Below are 25,556 nucleotides of genomic sequence, written 5' to 3'. Positions count from 1 at the left end.
ATTAGTTGACCACTACAGCTTCACTGATAAAGCTTTCAGGCGCTTTGATGGCCGATAGCGCCCCTGTGCCTTTTTGATAATGCACGCTTGCTGTCATATCGCCTAAAGAGGTTTGCCGCTGATGATTGATACCTGCTTTCCAGCCAGAGGTACGACGTCTTTGTACTTCGATTTCTTGGTCATCAAAGTAATTCTTTGAATTTTTATGATAGCCATCAAAGCTGGCAATGGTTTTAGAGTAGCGGTCTCTATGAACCAGTCTTTGTAACCCAACCGAGCTTTGGTTCGATTTACCTTTATAGACAATGTCTTGGTTTAGGCCGGCTAAGGTTTGATTGAAGTCATAGTCGCTATACAGCAGTTGCAGCTGCCATTTTTTATAAGGATAACGGTAGTTGACGTACAGACTGTTATTATTAGACAGGGTGTCTGTATTATTCCAAGGATCTATAGAATGCGTATAAGACAAACTTAATGCGTCATTGGCACCCAAAGGATTGTCGATGCTGGCGGTTAAGGTGCCTTGGTACTTTCCGGTGTCTTCGCTTCCAGAATCATCAAGACTCAGTTGCCACTGTATAGGCGTGGTGCGTTGTTGGGCGACAACCAAGTCACTGCTGCCATACCGCTCATTATCACTGGCACTAATACTTGGGATGATATCAATGTTGGTTATCGCCGATTGCGGCAAGCGGAAGTTCTCTAAGCTGGTTTCAATCTCTCTTAGATTGATCAAATCGCCTTTTGACAAGGTTAGGGCATTACTGATATTCGTTTTTGGGTGACCGTCTTTAGATCGCCATACTTTATGGAGTCGCCCTGGTGTGATGGTGATATTAAGTACACCAGTCGTCAGATCTTGGGGCTCAATGGTCGCTTGCGTGGTGATAAAGCCTTGTTTGATCAGCTCGTTTTGTACATTACGCATCGCATAATTTAGACCTTGCTGACCAATGCATTTGCCTAGTATTGAGCCTTGTCCGTATTTTATAGGGCCTAAAATAGTGGCGAACTGTCTTTTGAGTGCCGGTTCATCGGGTAGTTGTAGGTTGACCTGATAAATAGTGAAGCAAGGGTTCTCATTAGACGGTGGTTGTTTTAAGCTTGTCCCTATGGTTGGTTCACTCAAACTCACGAAAGGTTTAGAAGTCCTGTCTTCTAAATTTTCAAGTCGCTGTTGATATTGATTGTATTGCTGCTGCTCTATTTGAGTAAAGTCTGTTTGAGCGTAAACCTGACAGGTAAGACCGCCTAGGCTGCATAATTGAATACTGGTTATCAAAACAGGTTTTAGATGATTCGCAAGTAACATATCTATGTCTATAGTGGAAAAGTAAACAATAATTGTATATTATTTATAGGATTTTTTATTAAGAATTTTTAACTAAGTTAAAACGGTCTTTTAAAATTAAAGAAATCGTATTGCGATAGTCTAAGCTTAGGTAGATATGGGAAATGATACTGATGACTAAGTACACATAACTTGGTATTACGTCAAATGCCCCAGCCATATATTCTGCGTAAAGTTTGGCATCGTTACGCATCTTCCATCTCATTAAGACGCTAAAGGGTAGCAGCGCTTTTTGCTACTTGCCATCATTGACCATTATCGCTTTTTTTATGTCAATCTCATCACTGCCTGTATCAAACTGACAAGGTGGGTTTTTAGCTGTTCGTTTCAAAGCGCCACCATTTGCAAATGACTCTGTTATTTCAGGTATAGATCCACTAAGTAAATTGCTGGTATTTGTCTCTCAAGCTTTCGTAATATCAGAATGATTGAAATATTGAGTAGCTTTTACTTATAATGACTTTTTAGAGAAACTGTACAGAATAATGCTTATAATTAGGGCGTGTTGAACATTGGATAGAAATTGATGGCAAAAAAAATAGCGAACGGTTAATCTTTAAGTTCTGACACAAAAAAGATATCGTTCGCTATGCCTCGCACTATGCTCAAAGATGAACACTGGACAAGACTGAAACCTATCTTACTAGAACTTAAGATCTATGACAAAGAAAATCTTAGAAATACAGTTGAAGGCGTGCTTTATCGTATGCGTGTTGGCTGTCCTTGGCGGGATCTGCCAGCTTACTTTGGCAAGCCTAATACAATATACAAAGCTTACCAGCGCTGGTTTAAGAGTAATAAGCTGATTGCGCTGTTTGCTTTATTAATCAAAGACGCTGACTGTGAATGGGTATTTATTGATGGTACTCATATCAAAGCGCATCAGCACAGTAGTGGTGGTAATGAGAACACCCAAGCCATTAGTAAAAGTGTGGCAGGACGCGCGACCAAGATTCACTTAGCCGTTGATGCTCATGGCAATCCACTGACCTTTATTTTATCAGATGGTACCACCCATGATGTTAAGGTCGCACCTGATTTAATAGACAAGATAGATTTAAGCGATACAGAGGTTTTATGTGCCGATAAAGGCTATGATTCTGATGCACTACGAGCCCATATTGAACAAGCAGGGACGCATGATAACATCCCTAGAAGATCAAACACGAAGTCCTCTAATGATCATATGGACTGGGACTTGTATAAAGTACGCCACTTAGTAGAAAATGCCTTTGCTAAGCTAAAGCAGTATAGGGCGGTTGCCACTAGATTTGATAAGCTCAAGCAGAGTTATGAGAATACGGTGGCGCTCGCTTGTGCTTATATTTGGCTAAAATTATGAATGTTCAACACGCCCTACTAAGATTACAAAAATAGTCTTTTTATAAAAAAAGACTATTTTTAGCTTATTATTTATAATAAAACTATATAAAACAATAACTTAATTCCCTCTCTAGAGACGGTTAAATAGTCTTAAGTTTGTCAATAAGTAACGTTTTTTAGTGTTTTGACTGAAAAGGTAGGTAGGCTATTTTAGAATGAAACCGGTTAGATAAGACTGGTTATATGCTTACCTGAACACGCATATCTTCCGTATCCTCACAGTATTTTATTCTAAGCTCCTTAAAGATGACCTGCCCATTTTCGATTACTTGCTTAATAATCTTCTGTCGCTGGTTGAGTCTTGCATTTCCTGTTTTAACTTCTGCAATAATAAGCTGAACGTCTTCAATAGACACGTTGCCATCAGCGCATTCGTGCAAGTTCTGGAAGATAACGTAGTCAATCGGTTCACCCATAAATCGGCAATCTGAAGGATTGTATGGAAAATCAGTAATAAATGGTGTGAACTGTTCACCAATTTGACCTTTTAGGACATTACGCTGCATGTTGTTTGAACGCTTTTGCGCCTCTTTAATGTCTTTATCTAATCGCTGTTGAAAGCCTGCTTCTTTTTCAAGCATATCGTGCTTAATTTGCGAGATATCTCGTTCGCTCTCTAGTAGAGCCTTATTTTGCAATTGTATTCGCTGTATAGTCCATACAAGTAGCGCCATCATTAGCAATATTATTATTATTAGTAGTATCGTAGTAAAAGTCATGATCTTATTTTCCGTATTATCGAATTGAGTTATTTTTAATTTTTGGGAGTCATATCCATTTCCTGCAGTCGTTGAAAGACAGTGTCTGAAAACGGCTTAAAGTAATTCCATGACTTGTATTTTTGATTATATTGCCCACCGCCTTCGTTACGCCATTGCTTTAGTATTTCAATAACATCATGGTTGTAGGTCACACATTTAATAGACAGCATGCCTGAATTAAAGACCCTGACATCTACCCAAGCGTGTTTGATGGTAAAACGATAGATGGTATAGCCTTTATCAAAGCTTCCATTGCTATTCTCGTCAGTGCTGCTCTGGCAACTATAGACAGGCTCAGGTAATGGTGTAGGGGCTACTGGTATTGCTAACGATCTCGGTACTGGAAATATCCACTGCTTATTACTGACACAATCTAGAATATAATCTTTGGCTTCCTCACTTGGCAACTCAACACCTTGTTTAATGATTTCTCTCAAATCGATCTCAATAGTCTTAATGCCCAACTGCTTAATAAAATCTGATTTGTCAGTATCGATGAAAGAAGTCAAGGCAACTTCAATAAACATCATTTCATCATCAACCGTTGCGACTATATCAGGTCGAATACAGCCTACAGATTGTTCCTCAATCAAATGATCAAATTGCCACGTTTTATCCTCACTGTGTTCGTCATCAGGTAGGGATGGCAGTATTAAATATCTCTCTTGCATAATGACTTGTTTAGCAAACTTGTGTAGGATACTTTCAGGATGAATAGTGCAGCTTTCTTTATTGTTAAGATGTGCAAAATGATGCTCATTCTTTTCACCTTTACGAGCCACCACAGGCTCCGCGCATTCAAAGCAAAAACACATACAAGCCAGCCCTCGCTCGACTTGCTTAACATTGAAGATTTGCTTTTGCTCATTAACAGCGATTGACATTGACATAGTTACCATCCTCTTGTTAGTTGGTTAGGAGTGAGGTAATTATGAAAAAGATTTGACTATCAAAACAGACCTCTATTAGGGTATCAATAGGGGTTTAATCGGTGCATTACTATGGAAAACAAATACTTAGAAGTCTTTAGTGAGTTGCATAATCAGTTATTGAACTATCCTCGTAATACGCTGCGTGATAAATATCTAGAAATTATTGTTCAAGAGCAACTTAAACAGTTCAAGTACTCAGACGATGGTTTTGAACCTGAGAAGTTATCAAGGCAACAAATTTATGCTAGAGCCAAGAGTATTAATGAGAATACAGTAGATAGCCTAACTGCTAAAAACGCAGTTCAAACGTCAAAGCTAAAATCGACACTATCAGAATTTATTCAATGGCAACCAGATTGTAAAAGAGCATTTATCGATCTAGGATATAAGCCAATCATTGTTAGTTCAGCATCAGGGGGTGGATCAAAGAATAAAACATTGATATGGATGGATATCGAGGCTATTGACAGTGCGGATGAAGGGAATGAGCAGACAGATGGGTCTACTGTTTTGGATTCTGATGACGAAGATCCTGAAGATTTAAGTAGTATCACGTACGAGCGTAAAGCCACATCCGATGTTAAGCCATCATTATTTACGAGACTGTTTTTTAAGCAAGGTGAGCTTAAGATGATGAGCTTTAAAGGCATTGTGTTAATGCTACTGCTACTATTAAGCTTTTTTCTAGATATCTTGATTGCCATATATGCTGTATTCGTTGTCATGCTAATGAATGAGATACCAAACTTAAAGCTTTGGCAAGCGTTCTTATACGCTATTCTTATTCCCGTAGCATACTTAAACTGGCGATACTTTTTTATGCCGCTATATATGCTGCCTTATCATCGTGTTGTTAAAGCGCCTATGTTCTTTGCTAATATCAATGTTGTTAATGCTGATATCGAGATGTATTGGGACAAAGATAAGCTAAATGTAGCGAGAGTTACTGAGTTTACGGCAACCTGCCCAATTTGTTCCGGAGTAATAGAGCTAGCGAATGGCAAACATGATCAGAAGCAACCTTTGGTAGGACGTTGTAGAGAAGCACCTCATGCGCATGTGTATAGCTTTGATCGGATGACAATGAAGGGGTGCTTTTTGGGTGTGGCAGATTATTTAAGAAATAATAGGCTTGAGAACTAAGCTCAGCGCAATTACTTTGTGTCATCTGTAGTTTTAAACTCAAATAGAGATCTCACAACCAACCTCAAAACCATCCACCACGCATAAACCGATACGTACGAACTAGAGCTTTGATCGTCCAATAACCCATGGGCAACTCCGTTGCGTAAGTTAGCGCCAATGGATTCGGTAAAGACAGCTTTTAATTCGAACAGGAGGTCTTCACCCAATATCTTCTCAGCCTGCTCATTCCTAAGCAATGTTGATAAGCCGTTTTCATTGTTGATGCCATCTTTATCAATAGTAGTAGTATGAGCACCTCCATTTTTTAAAAGTGTTCTGACTATGTGTTCGACTTGGGGAGCTAATAAGTGAATACTGTTTCTAAAATCATGTTCAAAGCCGCTCCAAAGAGCACTAGCTAAAAGGTATTCTCTATCTTCAGGAACTATTGGTGAATGCTCACATAGTTGTATTAAGTAATCCTTTGTCACTCTAAATTCCATGAGAATTTGGTTTAGTGCTGGAACAATGCTTCCTTCAACTATAAACTGCATGTTTAACTGAAAATCTTGAGTGACTTTGTTAAATATCGCTGGTTCGTTCTCTTCATCTGTTTTGTGATCAAGACCTAATGCTGGGCTTTTAGCAGTAACTCGTCCATCTCCGGAATAATGAATGTTACTAAACAAGCTACTCAGAAAGTACTGTTGGAGGCTCTCGGTGGCTTGAGATCGTAGGTCTTGATATACAGGGGCGGGAAAGCCAGTAAAGCATAATAGAGCATGGCTTAAGTCTTGCTTATCTGATACATGCTCTATAGACGCCTTTACTATGTCAGTTATATCAATTCCAGGCAATTGAAAAGTAGGCATTTCGTCTAATATGTTTTGGCCTGTTTCAGTAATTCTATCTCTGACAGAAAACATTTTTTCGTCGACAGCGTACAAGCTTCTCTTCGCCTTCGGGATCTTTCGATAAGCCTGCAAAGCATTCTCATAGCTATGATTAGCAGCCATCTGACCTTGAATGTTATTTGATACTTTAGAATCACCTTCAAGTACAAAGCACTCAGCTGATAATAGCAAACAACTTAGCCATTTATCATCTTCTTGTTGAACTCTAAAAAACTCTTCAGCTATATCAAAATAATCACGAGCTTGCCAATAGTTATTTAAATTTAAAAGGTTTATACCATGACCATATAGCTCTTCTGCAATTCCTGTTAGTTCATTTCTAAGCAGACGGTTACGCCCAATTATTTCACCAAGCCAGAGATTCATAAAAGGGCCATCTGAATAGCTTTTTTCAAAGGCAATTTTTAATATTGACTCAATACTTTGGATCTCTTGATGGTTTTTTGTCTGTCTAGCTAATTGAATGCATCTCTCCCAACAATGCCCTACGTCAGGCCGCCACGTATCAAGATCAATCGGAAGTCGCATATAACTTTCTATAGCAGTTTGTGCATATTCAATTTTCCTTGGACTGACACATAGCCAAAGTAGATCAGTAAAACGAGCTTTAACCATTGGATCTGTTATACCAGTATAAATATCTGCAATGAAGTCCAATTGCTCATTAGTTAGGTCGTCTGGGATTGTTGAGCGCCAACTTTCTGTTAAGTCATTGTAAGTTGTACTAGCTACGAAAGGATCATTGATGCTACTCGGATTTAGCTTCATTGAACAGATATTTGAAGCGAGCTGTAATGCGTTTGCTAAAGGCTCATTACCTTGTTCTCGCTCCAGATTTGCTTGTTGGTAGTAAGCCACAGATATAGAAGAGTATCCAAACTCAAACGGAGCGTTAATAATCTGCTTGCTTTTATTGATGAATTCAGTAGCTGAGCACAGAATGTGGTTTGTCATCTAAATACTCCTTACTTATAGACATGGTTCTAAAATAAATTGATCGATCAATAACGTGCTTCTATTCGATATCTTTGCTAAGGAGCTTTAAAGAAGAGTCACTTGGCGTGTAAACATACCTACCAGTCACTTCCATTAATTTTTCATTATTTGCAATTCCTTTGCTGAAATGTTTTCTACCAAATCGTGAAAATACTAAAGACTTTCCGGATTGAGACAGGTAGTTATCTAAAATGTCTTTTCTGACATACAAAAAAGTGTTTCGTTCAGCAGTATGATTAAATGCTGCTAATTCTTGTTTTTCATCAAGCCAACCACTGTTTTGATCCCAGTAAAGTTTCATCCTCTCGACTAAATCAGGGCACGGCACATCAATAGAGCTTTGTTCAACATTGCTTGAATAATCGTACTCCCATTCTGCACCCCTCAAAAGTTTCATGCTAGAGAATATTCGCTGTTCATCTGAAATAGTTGTATCTTGTTCAGCAATACATTGTTTAAAAGCTAAACTTCTAGGGTACTCTGCCAAGTAGACAAGGTAGCAGTGGTTATTACTAGGATCGTAGAGTTCGAATTTTTCTGTGTTATTAAGATCAACAAAATAGCTATTATAGCTGGCTATACTGATTAAGGTATCAGCGTTGTATGAAACGTCGTCCTCATCTTTTTTAATACGGACATCTGAATAGAAACGCAAGTTAATCCATACAGTATCGTTTTCGTCTGGCAAGATGAGTACTTCGTTCGCTAGACAGTAATCATCAGTTTGCAACCAACAGTCAATATCACACTCTGGAATCTCAATATTTTGCTTTACTATGTCGTTCAACGGGTACTTTGGAGAGTGCGATAAATCTCTTATGTCAGATGCATCTACTTTTCGCAGCTCTAAAGACCAAAATCTATCAGAATTTAGTTGTGGCTCCCATTGACATTGGGCTATTGGTACGTTTTCAGCTAACAAGCCTATCAAACGATGAAAAGCAACCCAATAACATTTCTTGCCGATGGTTTCTGCATAGCTGGGCTTCGCTCTTCCTCTTCCATATTTATGAAGAGTTGCCAAGTCATGGTTGAGAGCACCATTGTTATAACCAGGATAGCCGATAGATTCTGCTTCTCTCATGATCCAACAGGCAATATTTTCATGACTTATATTTTGTGATTCTAGGTCAAAGGCTCTAAGTCTGGGTTCAACTTTGTAGCGCCAAAAATCAGGACCTAATTGGTCTCCCCATAGATGCATGTTTGATGGTAAATTTTCTAGCGTAAGCAATGTCTGCACATCGCTTAGAACAGGCCATATTGCTGGCAGAGAAGGGTGTATAAATTGATTTGATATTTTGTGTTCTTCAGCTCCTAGCCTTACAAGCTCATTTTTCAATAGTTGGGAATGTTCGCGAATTAAAATATTATTAGATCTTTTATTGGATTGAATATATCTATTTAATGGCTGTATAAATTTCTCTGCCGACTCAGGCGAAAGTAAGCAAGCCGTATACATAGCGATTATTAGGCTTTCAACTATGTAGTCATCTTTACAACCCACAAAAGTATTTACTGCATGTTGGCCTATCTCTGGGTACCTTTTAAAAAGCAAGCTAAGGCATCTTGTTGCTTGGTCTCTGACGCGCCTGTCTGTAGCAGAACAACACCAAAGTAGAGCGGAGGATGCTAATCTATAACTTTCTTCGGGCCACTTGGTATCATCTATTCTCTCTAGAGTTTCTATTAGAAACCAGATTGCACCTTTTTTATCGTATGACTCTGATAAGGCGACAGAAAGGTAGGTATCTCTTGATGGAGAATCTTGTCGCCATTGAAAATCTTTGAACCAACTTTCTGCGTTAAGGTAATGATTTGGTACTACCGATAGCTTAAATAGGCTTTCAAAAACGGTTTGCCATAACCCTTCGGTTTTTAATGCACCAAATATATGTTCCTCAATACAAGGAGTAACACTTTTTTTTGAACGCCAAGTGAGTGATTTAACGAAAAGATCATGGGCAAAATCTTGTTCTAAGGCCAAACGGCTATCAGTGATCTCGATTCCGATCTCCTCAGGGAGAATACTTGCGAGAGCTTCTAAGACACCATTTTCTATGTCACTTAAAACCGCCAGCTTCTCTGCAAGGATTGAGAAATCATTATTGCCAATTTCTTGATAAGATTGAATTATCGAAGATGCTCGCAACATGTCTCCAAATCTTTGATAGCCAAATTTAATTAGAAAATCATCGTCGCCATCAGTTGACAAAATTAGTAGCTGTTCTTTAGCTAGCTCATCAATAAACCTTTCTGGAGATAGTTCATTTCCTAGAATAGGTTTTATTGTATTTATGGCTGTTTCCCAATTTATAGTTTGAGTATCTGAATGCGCTAGAACGTCAGACAATTTAGTCATTACCGCTCGAACGATATTTTTGGGACTAACATAGTTTAAACGATCTCTTAGTGAATCATCGATTTGCTTGAGGTGTTTTGAAAATATGGTTGAGAAACCACTAGTAGATACATCAAGAGAAGGAGAGTCTTTCGGTTTGTATGTTTTGAAAACTAAATGTAAAAATAATGGATTTCTTAGTTCATCTGTAAAAATAGGGGTTATCTCACTTTCAACATTGTAGCGTTGTGAGAAGGAAGAGAGTACATCATGAAAGTTTCTAGTGAATCCAATATGGCTATATGCATAGCCAGGGAATCGTTCATCTACTACTAAATTGGTGTATATATCACGAGTAGATACTACAATTTTTATGCAATCATACTCTTTTAATTGTTGGATTATCTCTGGCAGTTTGTTTTTCCATTTTCTTGCTTTTGCACTTTCGTTCAACGCGTCGATAGCAATAACAAAACAATGGTTGTTGGCTTGAGCGCTTGCTTGAAGGCAAGATAGTAACTTGTCTCGTCCAATATTGGAGCCAAATCCAAGTTTACTTCTTATAACATCCCAAGGTTCCGCATTGTCAAAATCTTCACCAAATAACACCAGAGTATGAGCGCCTTTGTCGAGCCTTCTCTTCGCAAAGCTTACGATAGAGTGTGTCTTGCCTGCCCCTGCAGGCCCATTTAGTAGGAAAGAGCAAGCATGGTAGGATTGAACAAGAGGGCTATTTAGTATTTTTTCAATATCTACTATCGAAGAAAGTAATTCCCTCGAGAAATCTAGGTCCCCTGCTGGGAATGTACACATATATTCAGCTTGGAACTGTCTAAATGAAGGCGTGTCGCTACTTTCACCATATTTCGAAAAAAAGTGTTTTTCTTGCTGCTTTATTGCATTTTCACAGAATGGCTTGAATGATTTTACTATATCTAGAGTTGAACAAAGAATGGTTTTATCGAGGATATTGTGTTTACTAGAAGTTTTTTCTAAGAGTTCTTCTAATAGGCGCATAGCTTGTACTTTTTCGCTATCTGGAGTCTTAGAAAAAATCTTGTCTGAATATTGAGTTCTTGTCCTGAAGTCAGTTTTCAATGGTTTCCAACTATTAATGATCCATTGATTAAAGTCATAAACTTCGCCAAAAGCATCTAAAGCATCATGAGCTTCTGTGGTAATGTCTAAATCACTACAATATCGTGGTCCAGCAAAAGCAGCGGCAGAGTCTAAGCAGCTCTGTACTTTCTGAGAGGTTAATATATTCTCGTTAAACCAGTAAGAGGTGAAACCGCCTGAGCTATCCATCGTCAAGATTTGTTGTCTTACAGATTCGGCTGTAATGAGCTTTATATGAAGGTTCGGATTTTGAGTGGTTATGTCATTGCACCACTCTCCAAACTTCTCAACTTCACTTTTCCCTCGTTTTCCCTCTGCAACTCTACCTGTTAGATCGAATGGTAGATAAATCCAATACTCAGTTAGTGTGGGATGATTTTTAAGAGCAGTATCCAAAGACCCCTTAATCTGACCAAACTCATTACTGCCAAGCTTAAAGAAGTATTTAGCTTGGATTCCCAGAATTTTTCCTGTAGGTGTTTTATAGTAAGCTTCGACGCCACCGTCACCACCATCCCCTCTCAAACTAAAGAATGAAGAACCTTGTGATGATTACAGTGAAATTTAAAAAGCTGTATAGATAATGACTCAAAGCTATCGTTTTTGCTTTTAGGTGTAGATCGAATTTGCTTGAAGTCTATCGTAGCCACAATAATTTTTTCCTCAATAAAGGGTGCTATTGTTATAATTACACCTCTTTAAATACTATATACACTAAAAAGGTTTTTTTAAATATAGTGTGTTTTTCAATCTATTTAGACATTAAAATACTATTCTTTGTTTCTCAATAGCTCTAACACTTTATCCTCTCCAAGCTGATCAATCAATGCTTGCAGCTGAGTATTAGGATTAGTTTTGGTTTGTACATTTGCTCTAAACTCAGCCGTATCTCTACCTTCTCTAAGCGCATCTAAATAGTCAGCCCACTTCTGCATCATATCGCTACGATCATCAATATACTCAAATCGACCATAAGCTGAGCCGTTAGGGTCTTTAGTCGTATGACCCAATGCCATCTCTACAAGCACAAGAGGGTATTTTAGCTGCTCTTGCAGAGTAGTCTTCGCTGTCGCTCTAAAGCCATGGGCACAATGTATGTTTTGATAGCCTAAATCCTTGAGGCGTTTGTTTGCCGTATTCTCAGATATTATCTGATGCTTTTTTGCCGTTTGGCTAAAAAAGACATATGGAGTATGGCCATTAATCTTTTGCTGTTCACGCAATATAACCACGGCTTGATGAGGTAGGGGAACAATCATATCTTTAACCATGTTTACCTTACCTTGACCCTTTAATGGCTTTAATTGCCACCTACCAGCCTCGATATTAAGCTCTTCCCACCTCATACGGCGTAAATCACCGTTACGCACGAATAGCAACGCTAATAGCCTAAGGGAGTTGATCGTATTCAAATCACCTTCTATTGTTTCAATGGCTTGTAGTAACTTGGCTAAGTCTTTCGGTTTGGTAACAGCTGGACGATGACCATAGCTAGACTTAGCTAATTGACTCTTAATAAGCGCCGCAGGATTGCTGCTACAGAATCCACGAGCGCCAGCATAGACAAATACGTCACTAGCGATACCTGCACAGCGTTCAGCCTTATCTGTGGGCTTGCCAGCTTTATTTAAGGAGTTAGCTTGAATGTCTGACAATACTTTGAGCATTTTAGGTGGGTCAATTTCACTAATAGGTTCATTACCAATATAAGAACATATAAGCTCTAAACGGCCTTTCTTACGAATGAGAGTATTACCTTTTTGAGTCTGCTCTAGTCCTTCAAAGTACTCCCAAGCAAAATGATTAAAGGAATTTTTAGTTTTACTAATAAGACTATTCTTAAATTCTTCACGATAAGTTTTAGGGTCAATATTGCGGCTTAATAGATCTTCATATTCATACCAAATTTTACAGGCACGTGAAAACGATACGTTTGGATATACACCAAGCGATATACGTTTGTTTTTTGAATGAGTAGGGGACAGGTAGCGATAAACCCAAGACTTAGTACCATTAGGTCTGACCATGAGATAAAGCATCGGATGGTTTTTGACAGAGACCAGATATTCTTTCTCATCAGCTTTGTGACTACTGATGCTGCGATCAGAACTGATTGGCTTGCGTGCTTCCATGACTGACACCCCAATGTACATTTAAAAACCAGTGTACATAGTAGTGTACATCAGATGCATGGATTAGGATAGATTCATAAGACAGTATGGAACACTAGATACAACAAAGCCCCTGATATCAGGGGCTTTGTCGGCTCTATAAGTAACTATAGAACTATATATTGGTACCAGTGGTCGGACTCGAACCGACACGCTTTTAAAGGCAACGGATTTTGAATCCGTCATGTCTACCAATTCCATCACACTGGCATGTTAGGTGATAAAGTTTAGATACTTCAAACATTATCGAATTGGGCTACAGGGTTATCTCTGTATAGGCTGCGTATTATAGCAGCCTAAATTTACCCGTCAAGAATTATTTATTATATTTTGAATAAAAATTCAGGTTTTAACCAACGAAGGCGCGTTCAACCGCATAATCCGCTTGCACACCCATGCGCGGAGAGACCGTTAGACCAAAATCATTCAAAATAGCTGAGACTTCAGCATTAAATGGCATACTACCACAGATTAGGACGCGATCATCTTCCTTGTTCATTGGAGGTAAGCCGATATCTTCAAAAAATTTGCCAGATTTCATCAAGTCGGTAATACGACCAGTGTTTCTAAATTCTTCGCGAGTAACCGTTGGATAGTAGATGAATTTTTTACGGAAGTCTTCACCAAAAATTTCATCATTCGGCAGCTCGTTTTCGAACATGTCACGATAAGCCAAGTCACTAATACCGCGCACACCATGCACTAATATGACCTTTTCGAAACGCTCGTAGACTTCGGGGTCACGTGCTAATGCTAAAAATGGCGCCACACCTGTACCGGTTGACAGCATATAAAGGTTCTTGCCCGGCAATAGATCATCTAGTACGAGAGTGCCCGTTGGTTTTTTACTGACCAATAGCTCATCACCAACTTTGATATGTTGCAAGCGTGAGGTTAATGGGCCATCTGGAACTTTAATAGAGAAAAACTCCAAATGTTCTTCATAGTTAGGACTGGCAATCGAGTAAGCGCGCAGCAACGGCTTGCCATCAACGACCAAACCAATCATTGCAAACTCGCCATTGCGAAAGCGCAAGCCGTCGTCGCGTGTGGTTTTGATGCTAAATAGTGCATCATTCCAATGATGAACCTCTGTAACCGTTTCGGTGCGGAGTTTTGACATAAATTCCTCGTTAGTAAGTGGTAATCTGTATCAATCTAAATAAATGCTGAATACCCATTTTTCATGATAAAGTCAAAATGGTGCAAGATTTTAATAGAAGACGAATGCTATCAATGCTAATTAAGCCATCACTCTGTTATTTTAACATTATTATTCGGCGTTATAGAGTAACGCGGCGCGCATGACCGTGGTTTTTAAGCCGTTAATGATGAATGCAAGCTATTCTCAATAAATTTCTCGCTCATCATAACAAACTTTAAAATAAAAATCCGTCAAGCGGCTTTGGTCTGACATGATAAAATGGAATATCGTTAGTGAGTTATTATCTATAATTAGTCGCAGATGGCTTGTATAGCGTTTATGTGGAACTACAAAACCCTGTTTTTTGGATTTAATTTATGTCTTTTCAGACTGCTTCTTCATTGAGTAATCATACAGCACCGATTATCGGCTACCATCGTGCGCCGCTTTCACAGAAATTTGGCGTACCAAGACAGCCAAATCTGGTTGCATTGACCAGTATTATTGAGATGATTGCGCCTTATGATACGCCAGCTGCGTTTGTTGGTTTGGAAGATTTTAGCCATATTTGGGTCAGCTGGCAGTTTCATCACAATTATCTGTATAAAGATAAACAGGCTAGTAAAGCGGTTAGCAGCTTTCGCGCACAAGTGCGACCGCCACGTTTGGGCGGCAATCAGAAGATAGGCGTGTTTGCCAGTCGTAGTATGTACCGTCCATCAGCGCTTGGGTTGTCTGTGGTTAAGCTTGAACGTCTTGAGGTTGTAGAGGGTCGCGTGTTACTTATCATTAGCGGTGCTGATATGATAGATGGTACACCAATCATCGATATCAAGCCTTATGTAGCTTATAGTGATTCGCTACCTGAGGCACAAAGCGGTTTTGCCCCCTTTGCGCCGCATTTGTTGGATGTGACTATCACTGAATTTGCCTATGAGCAGTTTGTGCAAATTATAGACAATCAATATGTTCAAAATGAAGTAGAAGAAATCTCTAAGAATGAAAAAGCAAGGGTAAAAGCGGTCATTGATAAAATACAGAAACAGTTACTTATATCTGATCTCGATAATATAAAAGCCTTGATAGCACAAGACCCGCGCCCAGCTTATCGTCGTAAAGAGACGCATGCACCATTTATCATGCGTTATAAATCTGTTGATGTGAGTTTTCATTTGATAGATTCAGGTGAGCTACAGATAATGAATATCGATATAATATAGTTAAGATAAATATCGCCGCTGAACAAATGGTCTAAACCATATAAAGAAGAAGAAATATGCCTGCTCAACAGTATTCGATAGTGATTGATTTGCGTTGGTGCCTTGATGAGTTGCTGGCAGATCGAGTGATAGACCAACGGGGTTATAATCTCGTCATTACCAGTCGCCGCAGTAAGGGTCAGCATCCGCTATTGACTATAAGTGAGTTTGGTCTGCCTAATAGTCATGCACTTGATAATAATACTGAAAATAAATTAACTTTGGCATGGCTCAATCAATGGTTGGCTGCCAAAGCAGATATGCCGCTTGTCCGTATTGACCCATTAAAAGTCGATGTACCGGCAGTGACGCAGTTGATGTCGTTTGAGTATGCACGCTCGCAGCATATTTTGCCGATTGAAGTAACGCTTAATGAAGTGGTTATAGGGACCGATCAGCCGTTTTATACCGATTGGCATGGCAATATTCAAAAGCTTATTAAGTCAAAAAGCTATCGCACAGTATTTATTAATCCTGAACAAATCAATCGCTATCGGCAAGAATTTTACCAGGTCACGCAAGCGATTGCAGGGGCGAACTCACTACATAAGCGTGCAGCGGCGGACGTCACCAATGTCGAAGCTTTATTGCAGCTGGGCGATAACACCAATCCCGATGCCAATGACCAACATATTGTCAAAGTGGTCGATTGGCTGTTGCAATATGCCTTTGAGCAGCGCGCCAGTGATATTCATTTAGAGCCACGTCGTGAGACGGGCAAGGTGCGTTTTCGCATTGATGGGGTGCTGCATAGTGTTTATGAGATGCCACTCGCTATTATAGTGGCAGTAACGGCACGTATTAAAATTTTGGGACGACTCAATGTTGCAGAAAAACGCAAGCCGCAAGATGGACGGTTGAAAACGCGCACACCAAAAGGCTTAGAGACTGAGCTGCGTTTATCCACGATGCCGACTGCCTTTGGTGAAAAGCTCGTCATGCGGGTATTTGACCCTGAAGTTCTGGTACGCTCCTTTGCCCAGCTTGGCTTATCGGGCAAACAGTTAGAGACTTGGCATGAGCTGACTGCGCATCCAAATGGTATTATTCTGGTGACAGGTCCAACAGGTTCGGGTAAAACCACCACTTTATATAGTACGCTCAAGCAATTAGCTACTGAACAGGTCAATGTCTGTACCATTGAAGATCCGATTGAGATGATTGAGCCCGCCTTTAATCAAATGCAGGTTAATCCAGGAGTTGATTTATATTTCGCTGATGGTATTCGCTCTTTGATGCGCCAAGACCCTGATATTATTATGGTTGGTGAGATTCGTGATGCTGAAACGGCCAATATGGCAGTACAAGCGTCTTTGACGGGACATTTGGTGCTCTCAACCTTGCATACCAATGATGCGCCAAGCTCAATTACTCGGCTGCACGATTTGGGAATTCAGCCTTTTTTGACGTCAGCGACTATCTTGGGCATCATGGCACAGCGTCTGTTACGGACATTATGTCCACATTGTAAACAAGCTGTGGATGTGATCTTAGATAGTGAGATTGCCATTCAATGGCAAGAATTAGTACAGCCATGGCGTGCGTCCGTGCCAGCGCAGATTTATAAGGCACAGGGTTGCGAGCACTGCCGCCATACTGGTTATCAAGGTCGTATTGGTCTTTATGAGATTATGCCATTATCAAATGAGTTGAAAAAACTGGTCGCTGCTGATGCCAATCTGGATGCGCTCAAACAACAAGCATACCGTGAAGGTGTGCAGCCATTACGCCTATCGGGTGCGAAGCGTATTAGTGAAGGGGTAACGACCATGGAAGAGGTGATGCGTGTGGTGCCTTTGCATTAGGGGTTCTGCTATATTAAAAAATGCTATTGCATTAAAAGTAAGTTTGCTAAGCAGTGCTTGAAAAGTGCATGCTTCAAAACAATAAATACAACACAAATTGAATTTTTATCCTAATAATTTTTAAAAATGACTATAACGAGATTGTTTATGTTTACCGATAGCCACTGCCATCTCAACCGTTTAGATTTGACCAAATACGATGGCCAATTGTCTGGCGCTATTGCCGCGATGAAAGAAGCCAATGTCAGCCGTGCCATGGCGATTATGTGTGATTTTTCTGAATATGATGAGATTGCCAATATTGTCAGCACCTACGGCGATGAAACGCTTCATCTTGGCATGAGCGTTGGTATTCACCCTTGTGAAGATATCAGCGTTTTACAATCTGCAACCGTTGAACGTTTGATAGAAACGGCTAGCGCTGACCATGTGTGGGCAATAGGGGAGACGGGATTAGATTATTACTGGTCAACGGAAAACAAAAAAGCGCAACAAGCCAGCCTTGCCCGTCATATTCATGCCAGCCGAAGTCTAAAAAAACCGCTTGTCATCCATATGCGGGATGCCAAAGAAGATACGATTGATATTCTAAAAGCAGAAGGTGCTGAGCACGGCATTATTCATTGTTTCACCGAAGATTGGGAAACCGCAAAACGTGCCTTAGACTTAGGGTTTTACATCTCATTTTCAGGCATTGTCAGCTTTAAAAGCGCCCAAAATATCAAAGATGCGGCAAAAAATATGCCAAGAGATAGAGTGTTGATTGAAACGGATAGCCCTTATCTAGCGCCTGTTCCCAAACGTGGTCGCCCTAATGAACCTGCCTATGTACCTTATGTCGCCAGTTGTATTGCAGAGATGTATGGCTGCAGTAGCGAAGAGGTTGGTACACTGACTGCAAAAAACTTTGAGAATTTACTAGCACAGTATCATTAAAATGGTTATGCTATGACCAATCAGTCATTTCTTGCACGTAGCAGATATTTTCTGCGCATTTTCTTGTAGCGTTAAATATAAGTGCATGATTACAAATGATTATTTAGCAAGCATACGCATATTTCTTTATTGTGTTCGTCAGGCAGTCTCTGTAGTATCCAATACATATAGATGTCGATATACAAATGCAAACTTTGGTCATATGCATGATATTGTCAAGTTTTAGGAGAGGTTATGAGTCGTCAGCATCAATTCAAGATACGAGAAGAGAATATCTTAGCAATGGCAGAGCAATTGCTACTTGAGTCAGGCGATGGCGACATCACTTTAGACAGCTTGGCAGACCAGCTTGATTTAGCTAAAGGCACATTGTATAAGCATTTCTCTAGTAAAGATGAGCTATATCTGCGTATTATCATTCGTTATGAAGAGCAATTGTTTGAAATTAATCGCATTGATGACTGCCCATCGGCAGGCGTGGCTCGTATGATTTTCCAGCAATTATTTAATCCACAAAAAGCCATGCTACTCAATCAAATCGAAGAGCGATTGGCGGCGTCAGTGACGGGTCTTAATCGCCTATTTGGTGAACTGTATGATATTCGCCGTCAGCGTATGAAGCGTTTGATTGATATTATCAGTGCTTATCTGAAGGATGAACACAGTAGCTTGAGTACGCGTGATTATCTATCGTCTATTTGGGCGATGGGTCAGGGCGGTGCAGGGCTGTTGAACTCAAGCTTTTATCAGCGTTATTTGGGACGCCGCGATACCTTACGCTATGCCTTTGTCCAGCAAATGCTAGAGCTGCCAAGTCATTACCCGGCGGCTGAGGATGAAGTAATGGATGAGGATATGCAGGAATTGGTCGAACAAATTGATACTGAGTCAGAAGAACATCGCAATACCAATTATTAGATTTTTACTGTAACTTGAAAACCATGATTGGTTATTTTATAAAATAATCTGTGTTGTTATATGCTATATAACAACACATTAATCTTTATCTGATACAGTCAATCCTTTCTCTGTCTTATATCTGACTCAATATAAAGTCATTTTTAACAGAATGACGCCATTCAAGATGACTTTTGTATGTCAAAACTCTCATCACCAATGAAACATCATCATACCCAAGCTGGCTTTACACTGGTTGAAATCATCGTCGTCGTGGTTATTTTGTCTATATTCGCTGGCATGATGAGCTTATCAGTAGGTAGTAGTGAATCGCGTAAAAATCGTGCTTTTTATGAGCATCTGCTGGATTCATTGAGTTATGTTCGACTGTTATCAGCTGAACGTATGCAGCCGATGGGTTTGAGACTACAAGCGGATAAGCAGGGTCAAATCACTCCTGTGATTGTTACTCTATCTAATCCTTATGTGGCTTATCAAACTGAAACCTCGGTGTCTTCTAGAGGAGACAGTACGCCTAAAAATTCAATGGAGCTATCTGCCGATTTATCCAATATGTCTAGTGGGATTGAAGACAAGTTACCAACACCGAGCTGGGATATGGAGTCCGAAGTTACTTTGCCTGAGTTGCCTACTGGGGTGAGTTTAGCCATACAAAGTCTAGATGCTGGTAATATGTCAAATAGAGGACAATCACAAGCACTGCAACCTTGGTTTACAGATCAAACAGTGCCGCAAGTATTATGGTTTGGCACAGGGCAAGCAGCACCGGTGACCATTGAAGTGCGCCATAATTCGCGTCTGGTAGGTGAGGTCATTACGATTATGCCAGATGGCAACATATCGATAGGGTCGATAGGTCAAGGGTAATAACCGATGATAAATAATGACAGAGCCAAACCTAATAATATGAACCGAAAGCCAATCCTGTCAGAGCATGAGAACGGATTTACCTTGATTGAGGTGATGGTTGCCTTAGCGATTTTGGCGGTCGTGGCTGTTGCTGCAAGCCGTGCTAGTAGCGCTTATTTGAGCTCGGTAGATGTATTACGGACACGTACGCTTGCGCATTTTGTTGCCCAGAATGCTGCTGCTGATTTGCGTATTCAAGGCACATGGCTGACGGCTAATAGTACCCAGACAATCACTGCTCAAGGTCGCGACTGGCAGATTACGATGACTGTGAGTGAGGGTATAACGCCGGTATTAAAAGAGGTGAATATCGCCGTTGCACCTATCATAGATGGACAAACGCGTACCGCAGTCAATGATATCGATGTGATACTGAGCAACTCAAAGCAAGATATAAGTAATTTGGACTTGACCGGCTCAAACCCAAATGGAGGTAGTCTGTGAAATCGCAGCATGGGTTTACCTTACTTGAGCTGATGGTCGCCATGGCAATATTTGCGATGCTAGCAGTGGCAGGCTGGCAGGTGTTTGATAGCGTCAATCGTGCTCGAGAACGTGCCCAATTTCATGCAGATAATTTAGCCGTTTTGCAATATGCTTATCTACAGCTACAACAAGATATGGGGCAAATTATTCCTTATCAAGCAGTAAATACTCAAAGTGCCAGTGCTTCAAATATTGATAATGCAAATAATAGCAATCAAGAAAATGCCCTACAGCCGATGCCTGAACCTTTTATGAGTTTGGATAGTGCGCGTATTAGCTTTGTCCGCTTTGCTGATCCTGATCCTCGATATCAAATCAGTCCTAGTAGGCAGCATGTCGAATATATTTTTGTCGATGAGCGTTTGATTCGTCGTCAATATGCCAGTATAGGTGGAGGTAGTGATAGCATCAGTTTGGATAGTGTCTTGCTTGAAGGCGTGACAGCAGGGCAATGGCAAGCATATTTGCCAGAAATGAGTACAAAGTTTCCCAGTGAAGGTAGTAATAGTAACGATGTCAGCTTGAACAGCCAATTTGGACAAGGGACGGTGTCAACTACTGCTCAGTCTGAGAGTGTGTTGCTACCAAAAGGAGTTGCCATCACTTTCACTTATCAAGATATGCCGATCACTTGGCAATGGGCACTTGCTCTGCAGCCGATACCAAATAATAGTGCCAATAAAAATAATAATTCTGATAATTCTAACGGCAACGGCAACGGCAACGGCAACGGCAACGGCAACGGCAACGGCAACGGCGCAAGTAACAATGATGCAGCTAATGGCAATGTAGATAATAATTCAGGGAATGGAATTTAATATATGCCAAGCATGCCAATTATGCCCATGAAATCCGACTCTCAGCGTGGTGTCGCGCTGCTTACTATTTTGTTATTAGTGGTTAGTATTACAGTGGTTGCAGGGGCGATGCTTGCCAGCCAAAAAATTGCGATTAGACGCAGCGGTTTGTTGTTTGATCAAAACCAGCTCTTACAAGATATCGATGCCGGTCAGCAACTAGCGGTTACGATGATTCGTGCCGATGCCAATCTCAATGACACTGATAGTACGCAAGATATCTGGGCAAAGCCTGTACCCCCTTATACCTTGGGCACACATAGTATTGGCATTGAAATACGTGAAGAAGCCAGTCGCTTTAATATCAATAATTTATATCAAAATGGTGCAGTCGATAGTAATGCTTTGGCAGTATTGCAACGGCTATTAACTCAATTAAATTTGGCGCCAGATATTGCTATTGCTATTCTTGACTATCAAGATGCAGACAGTGAGGTTTATCAAGATGGCGGCGATGAAAGTACGGTTTATAACCAGCAGTCTAATAGCTCAGCGGATAGCGATTTACCCAATCAACGATTGGTCAATATCGATCAGCTGCAAAATGTGAAAGGCATCAATGCGGAAGTATTGGCAGTGCTACGACCTTATATCGCAGTAGTGCCGCACTATTTACCTATTAATATCAATACAGCCAGTCCGGTGATACTTGCTGCTCTGATCGACAGCGCGACTAGCCAGCAGATGCAAACCATCGTTGACCTGCGGGAAAATCAAGTATTCGAGTCTATTGATGAGATATGGCAGCTGCCAATATTAGGTAGTTTAACTGAGAAGCAACGAAAAGCACTGGCGCCACTCCTAGCGGTTGATAGCCAAGCTTTTACGGCACTGATCACTGCTACGGATAATGCAAATGTGGGTCAGGCAAGAGAACGCTATGCAACCATCATGATTAGCAAGACTGCTATTAATGTTACGGAAAATAGCAGTAGCAATACTAACGATAGTGTCAATAATACCAATATCAATAATAAAAAGCCCAAAGAAGTTCGCGTGGTGACGCAACGACTTTGGGCATTTCGACCGAATTTTTGATTGTTATCATTAAACGATAATCATCAAAAACAATCAAATAGATGTCTTATTAATCACTTAAATGAGTTTCTTCAGTAGATTTCCAATTATAAGCGCCATAAAACAACATCTGTGCTTGGCGCGTACAATTATGTAGCATCAGTTGCTTTCGCTGTTCAATTTCAGCCAAGTCGACTTCATCATCATGATCTTCAGTATAAGTCAGCTCTAGCCAATCAATAATCCAAGAAAAAAACATATTGACCCCAGCTTCAGCCAGCAGTCTACGATCATAAGTATTAATGTGTGTAAAAGCAGGCTGCAGAGCCAAATCGTCTGCTAAGCTTCCCCCATGCTGTTTGATAAGCTCATTGATGGCTTTACGGACGGCGTCCGAGCCACCATAGCGCTCACTGACCAAAAACTGCCAATAGTAGGGTTGCTCACTGACCATATGCAAGAATAGCTGAATACTTTTGGCGATTTGACGCTCAAAGCTGCGTTTACGTCCAATATGCAAACTCTCACTCAAAGCGGCTAAGGTACCACCTAACTCTTCAATCACCAAAGCACGACCGAGCGATTCCATATCATCAAAATGGCGATAAAATGCGGTCGGCACAACCCCTACCTCACGCGTAACTTGTCTGAGGCTAATAGAGCTAAAAGACTGTCCTGTCATACATAAATCGAGCACTGCATTAAAAAAGGCGTGCCGAGTTTGAAGTTTTTTTTGTTCGCGACTGCTCATAATATTTCAAAATTAACTGATAGATGTCTATCATACTCATTTCATTGCAAAAATACGAATGAAATACGCTTAAATGTCGCTTTTAAACAACAGTCCCCCAATGTCCTTGTAGCTCTTGAGCCAGTCGATAAGCTTCATGGTCGTTCATGCCCGTTATAAAGTCTAAGACATTGAGCATATTTTGATAAATATTATCTGTTAAAACACGATGATGCTCATCAAGATGTGGCTTTAGCAACATGAGCAAACGCTGTTGTTCAAAGCACATCGGTGTGCTTGTCTGATTTGTCCAAGCTAACGGCATAAAAGCATCCAACAGGCGATGCAGACATTGATTGGCCATTAGCTCCATGCGCACTTTACTTGGGTGATTGAATATCTGCTCACGTGCCAGCTGTTTGGCTTGATGGATGCCATTTTGCACGCTTGCTTCACAATGATCGAACAAACTGCCGTGCAGCTTGCCAGCCAGCAAAGCATTATTATTATCGACAAAGGCATCGGTCACGGTATTGACCAGACGCATCATGGCACGTGCACGTAATGAAGCCAAACTTTGTCTGACCGACATATGGGCGGGTAGTTGAATACTGCTCAGACGTTCGCCGATTAACTCATAAAAAATGCTGGCCACATCGGTATAGGTGAGCATATTCAAATTGATGCCATCTTCTAAATCAATCAAGGCGTAACAAATATCATCAGCCGCTTCTAGCAAATACGCCAGCGGATGACGGGCAAAGCCGTCGTGCTGCTCTGAGCGAGGTAAGTGTAGCGTTGCTGCCAAGACTTCTAACTGTGCTGACTCGCTATTAAAACAGCCGAATTTTTGCACGTTACTGGCCATGTTGGGGTTATGGACATCGTTACTGTGAGTGGCAAGCCAAGGGTACTTCATAAAAGCGCCCAGTGTGGCACAAGTCAGCCGCATGCCATCTTTATCAGGATGATGCTCGTTGCGCACCAAGAGGCGAAATCCTTGTGCATTGCCTTCGTATGCCAACAGATCCAATTGCTCATTTGTGCTTAGGTTTTGCAAAATGGCATGAGGACTAGGTTGCCGAAACCAATCACGAATGGCATATTCTCCCGCATGACCAAAGGGCGGGTTGCCGATATCGTGAGCAAGACAGGCTGCTTGTACAATGACGCCAACGTCAGCAGGCGAGACGCCGGCAGGAAGACCGCTGCTTAATTGGTCATGCAGTTTTTCTGCCGCCATCATACCTAAAGAGCGTCCGATACAAGAGACTTCAAGTGAATGGGTCAAACGGGTATGAATGCCGAGCTGATTGGTCAATGGGTGAACTTGGGTCTTTTGATTGAGCTGGCGAAAAGAGTGAGAAAAAACCAGTCTGTCGTAATCTTTATGAAAATGTGAGCGGGTGGTTTCGCCCGCTTTGGGTTTTTTGGTTGAACCAAGTCGCTGGGCGCTAAGCAGGTGCGACCATTGTGTTGTGGCAGATGAAAATGAGTGATGGTTAGACATTATTATAATTATCCCAATGATGAGCTGACAGTATTCGTTATGTTGCTTCTTAGCATAACAAAATAGTCGCGTCGGTTCATCTGTTGTCGTTGGCTGTTTTTTGGTCAGTCAACGAAACCTTTTGATGGTTTAATTATATAAATTTAAACGCGCTACCAGCACAAATTTTACTTGCTGTGCCTGCGCAGATAAAGGCTACGTAAAATTCATGCTGGTAGCACGGTATTTATTTTATAGTGGCTTTACCATGTGTTTATTAGTAAGTCTTATTTTGCTGCTTTTTGGCAATCAAACAACACGGTTTCCGCCTCTGCAGCGACACTGCCATTCAACGTTTTATGACTCAATACGGCTTTGGTGGCGTCAGCATTTAACTGCCATCTCATACCGGCATCATTCGAGATACCAATATCGGTCTCATATACAGTGCCAGCACTGTTATTTTGAGAAAGACTCATTGCGGTCAAATCGTACTCAACCCCATCGATCAATAAATGGGCGCTGGTGGCAGGCTCTGCACTATCTTCAGGGTCGTAGTGAGCTTCAATGGTTTGTTCAGGCTGGCAAGTATAAGTGGTTATGTCTGCCGCATCATGATGATGTCCTGCATGATCATGCTCGTCATCATGCCCTTTTTCATGTATTTCGTGCTCATGTCCTTCTTCATGTGTTTCATGATCGTGACCTTCATGCTCAGTATGGGCTTCATCTATCGTTGCGGCTTCGTTAGGCGTTTGCGAAGACTCGGATTTTTGTTCGCAGCCTGCGCCTGCCAATAGAACAGCAATGCAAAGTAGAGCAATTTTAGAGTGAGTAGAGGTAAGCGCTATCATGGGAAATGCCTTTACAGATATAAAAGTAGGTGAATAGAAGTTGCTAATTTGTTACGTTA

Annotated in this window: 20 protein-coding genes and 1 tRNA gene; 10 read left to right on the top strand and 11 right to left on the bottom strand. The window is 40.7% G+C overall.

Annotation, left to right across the window (positions count from 1 at the left end; genetic code table 11):
- Position 1: 1 nt before the first annotated feature.
- Entirely contained in the window at positions 2 to 1,312 is a 1,311-nt protein-coding gene (locus AC0J5Y_RS07590; protein ID WP_475130151.1) for a ShlB/FhaC/HecB family hemolysin secretion/activation protein, read from the bottom strand.
- Between the two features lie 628 nt (positions 1,313 to 1,940).
- On the opposite strand from AC0J5Y_RS07590, the gene AC0J5Y_RS07585 reads away from it, so the two are divergent.
- Complete coding sequence (locus AC0J5Y_RS07585) at positions 1,941 to 2,693, top strand: IS5 family transposase (RefSeq protein WP_475130150.1); 753 nt, start codon at positions 1,941 to 1,943, stop codon at positions 2,691 to 2,693.
- A 220-nt stretch (positions 2,694 to 2,913) separates the two neighbouring features.
- Here the strand turns inward: AC0J5Y_RS07585 and AC0J5Y_RS07580 are convergent, their stop codons facing one another.
- Both AC0J5Y_RS07580 and AC0J5Y_RS07575 read right to left on the bottom strand, forming a co-directional pair.
- Positions 2,914 to 3,453 (bottom strand): Holliday junction resolvase-like protein, encoded by a 540-nt coding sequence (locus tag AC0J5Y_RS07580; RefSeq protein ID WP_475130149.1) that lies wholly within the window; start codon positions 3,451 to 3,453, stop codon positions 2,914 to 2,916.
- A 35-nt stretch (positions 3,454 to 3,488) separates the two neighbouring features.
- The gene (locus AC0J5Y_RS07575) at positions 3,489 to 4,385 is read right to left on the bottom strand and encodes a competence protein CoiA family protein (RefSeq protein WP_475130148.1); all 897 of its coding nucleotides are present in this window, start codon (positions 4,383 to 4,385) and stop codon (positions 3,489 to 3,491) included.
- Positions 4,386 to 4,496: 111 nt separating this feature from the next.
- Here AC0J5Y_RS07575 and AC0J5Y_RS07570 point away from each other — a divergent pair, with 111 nt between their 5' ends.
- Positions 4,497 to 5,570 carry a hypothetical protein gene (locus AC0J5Y_RS07570; RefSeq protein WP_475130147.1) on the top strand — a complete coding sequence of 358 codons (1,074 nt, stop codon included), beginning with the start codon at positions 4,497 to 4,499 and terminating at the stop codon, positions 5,568 to 5,570.
- A gap of 11 nt (positions 5,571 to 5,581) precedes the next feature.
- Here AC0J5Y_RS07570 and AC0J5Y_RS07565 read toward each other — a convergent pair whose 3' ends face one another.
- The 5 genes from AC0J5Y_RS07565 to AC0J5Y_RS07545 all read right to left on the bottom strand — a co-directional run bounded on the left by AC0J5Y_RS07565 (position 5,582) and on the right by AC0J5Y_RS07545 (position 14,216).
- The gene (locus AC0J5Y_RS07565) at positions 5,582 to 7,420 is read right to left on the bottom strand and encodes a DUF4209 domain-containing protein (RefSeq protein ID WP_475130146.1); all 1,839 of its coding nucleotides are present in this window, start codon (positions 7,418 to 7,420) and stop codon (positions 5,582 to 5,584) included.
- 61 nt (positions 7,421 to 7,481) lie between these two features.
- The gene (locus AC0J5Y_RS07560; RefSeq protein ID WP_475130145.1) at positions 7,482 to 11,447 is read right to left on the bottom strand and encodes an NACHT domain-containing protein; all 3,966 of its coding nucleotides are present in this window, start codon (positions 11,445 to 11,447) and stop codon (positions 7,482 to 7,484) included.
- A 245-nt stretch (positions 11,448 to 11,692) separates the two neighbouring features.
- Positions 11,693 to 13,054 (bottom strand): tyrosine-type recombinase/integrase, encoded by a 1,362-nt coding sequence (locus AC0J5Y_RS07555; RefSeq protein WP_475130144.1) that lies wholly within the window; start codon positions 13,052 to 13,054, stop codon positions 11,693 to 11,695.
- 162 nt (positions 13,055 to 13,216) lie between these two features.
- Positions 13,217 to 13,303, bottom strand: a tRNA-Leu gene (locus AC0J5Y_RS07550).
- A 139-nt stretch (positions 13,304 to 13,442) separates the two neighbouring features.
- Complete coding sequence (locus tag AC0J5Y_RS07545; RefSeq protein ID WP_475130143.1) at positions 13,443 to 14,216, bottom strand: ferredoxin--NADP reductase; 774 nt, start codon at positions 14,214 to 14,216, stop codon at positions 13,443 to 13,445.
- Between the two features lie 398 nt (positions 14,217 to 14,614).
- On the opposite strand from AC0J5Y_RS07545, the gene tsaA reads away from it, so the two are divergent.
- The 8 genes from tsaA to gspK all read left to right on the top strand — a co-directional run bounded on the left by tsaA (position 14,615) and on the right by gspK (position 22,445).
- Positions 14,615 to 15,457 (top strand): tRNA (N6-threonylcarbamoyladenosine(37)-N6)-methyltransferase TrmO, encoded by an 843-nt coding sequence (tsaA, locus tag AC0J5Y_RS07540; RefSeq protein WP_475130142.1) that lies wholly within the window; start codon positions 14,615 to 14,617, stop codon positions 15,455 to 15,457.
- 56 nt (positions 15,458 to 15,513) lie between these two features.
- Positions 15,514 to 17,301 (top strand): type IV pilus assembly ATPase TfpB, encoded by a 1,788-nt coding sequence (gene tfpB / locus AC0J5Y_RS07535; RefSeq protein WP_475130141.1) that lies wholly within the window; start codon positions 15,514 to 15,516, stop codon positions 17,299 to 17,301.
- Positions 17,302 to 17,448: 147 nt separating this feature from the next.
- Positions 17,449 to 18,237, top strand: coding sequence for a TatD family hydrolase (locus tag AC0J5Y_RS07530; protein ID WP_475130140.1), 789 nt, complete (start codon positions 17,449 to 17,451; stop codon positions 18,235 to 18,237).
- A gap of 234 nt (positions 18,238 to 18,471) precedes the next feature.
- Complete coding sequence (locus AC0J5Y_RS07525; RefSeq protein ID WP_475130139.1) at positions 18,472 to 19,155, top strand: TetR/AcrR family transcriptional regulator; 684 nt, start codon at positions 18,472 to 18,474, stop codon at positions 19,153 to 19,155.
- Between the two features lie 177 nt (positions 19,156 to 19,332).
- The gene (locus AC0J5Y_RS07520) at positions 19,333 to 20,022 is read left to right on the top strand and encodes a prepilin-type N-terminal cleavage/methylation domain-containing protein (RefSeq protein WP_475130138.1); all 690 of its coding nucleotides are present in this window, start codon (positions 19,333 to 19,335) and stop codon (positions 20,020 to 20,022) included.
- 6 nt (positions 20,023 to 20,028) lie between these two features.
- Positions 20,029 to 20,508 carry a type II secretion system minor pseudopilin GspI gene (gene gspI / locus AC0J5Y_RS07515; protein ID WP_475130137.1) on the top strand — a complete coding sequence of 160 codons (480 nt, stop codon included), beginning with the start codon at positions 20,029 to 20,031 and terminating at the stop codon, positions 20,506 to 20,508.
- A complete protein-coding gene (gene gspJ, locus AC0J5Y_RS07510) occupies positions 20,505 to 21,368 on the top strand; it encodes a type II secretion system minor pseudopilin GspJ (RefSeq protein WP_475130136.1) in 864 nt (287 codons plus the stop codon). Before gspI ends, gspJ begins: the two co-directional genes overlap by 4 nt.
- A 3-nt stretch (positions 21,369 to 21,371) precedes the next feature.
- Positions 21,372 to 22,445 (top strand): type II secretion system minor pseudopilin GspK, encoded by a 1,074-nt coding sequence (gene gspK / locus AC0J5Y_RS07505; protein ID WP_475130135.1) that lies wholly within the window; start codon positions 21,372 to 21,374, stop codon positions 22,443 to 22,445.
- A 49-nt stretch (positions 22,446 to 22,494) separates the two neighbouring features.
- On the opposite strand, the gene AC0J5Y_RS07500 is transcribed toward gspK, so the two are convergent.
- The 3 genes from AC0J5Y_RS07500 to AC0J5Y_RS07490 all read right to left on the bottom strand — a co-directional run bounded on the left by AC0J5Y_RS07500 (position 22,495) and on the right by AC0J5Y_RS07490 (position 25,497).
- Positions 22,495 to 23,175: a TetR family transcriptional regulator gene (locus tag AC0J5Y_RS07500; RefSeq protein ID WP_475130133.1), complete on the bottom strand. Its 681-nt coding sequence runs from the start codon at positions 23,173 to 23,175 to the stop codon at positions 22,495 to 22,497.
- Positions 23,176 to 23,257: 82 nt separating this feature from the next.
- Entirely contained in the window at positions 23,258 to 24,664 is a 1,407-nt protein-coding gene (locus tag AC0J5Y_RS07495) for a deoxyguanosinetriphosphate triphosphohydrolase (RefSeq protein ID WP_475130132.1), read from the bottom strand.
- Positions 24,665 to 24,930: 266 nt separating this feature from the next.
- The gene (locus AC0J5Y_RS07490) at positions 24,931 to 25,497 is read right to left on the bottom strand and encodes a hypothetical protein (protein ID WP_475130131.1); all 567 of its coding nucleotides are present in this window, start codon (positions 25,495 to 25,497) and stop codon (positions 24,931 to 24,933) included.
- Positions 25,498 to 25,556 lie beyond the last annotated feature (59 nt).

It is taken from the genome of Psychrobacter sp. TS_SC_6 (genome assembly GCF_056156305.1).
Note: the sequence above shows the minus strand (reverse complement) of the source record. Positions and strands in the feature narration are given on the sequence as shown.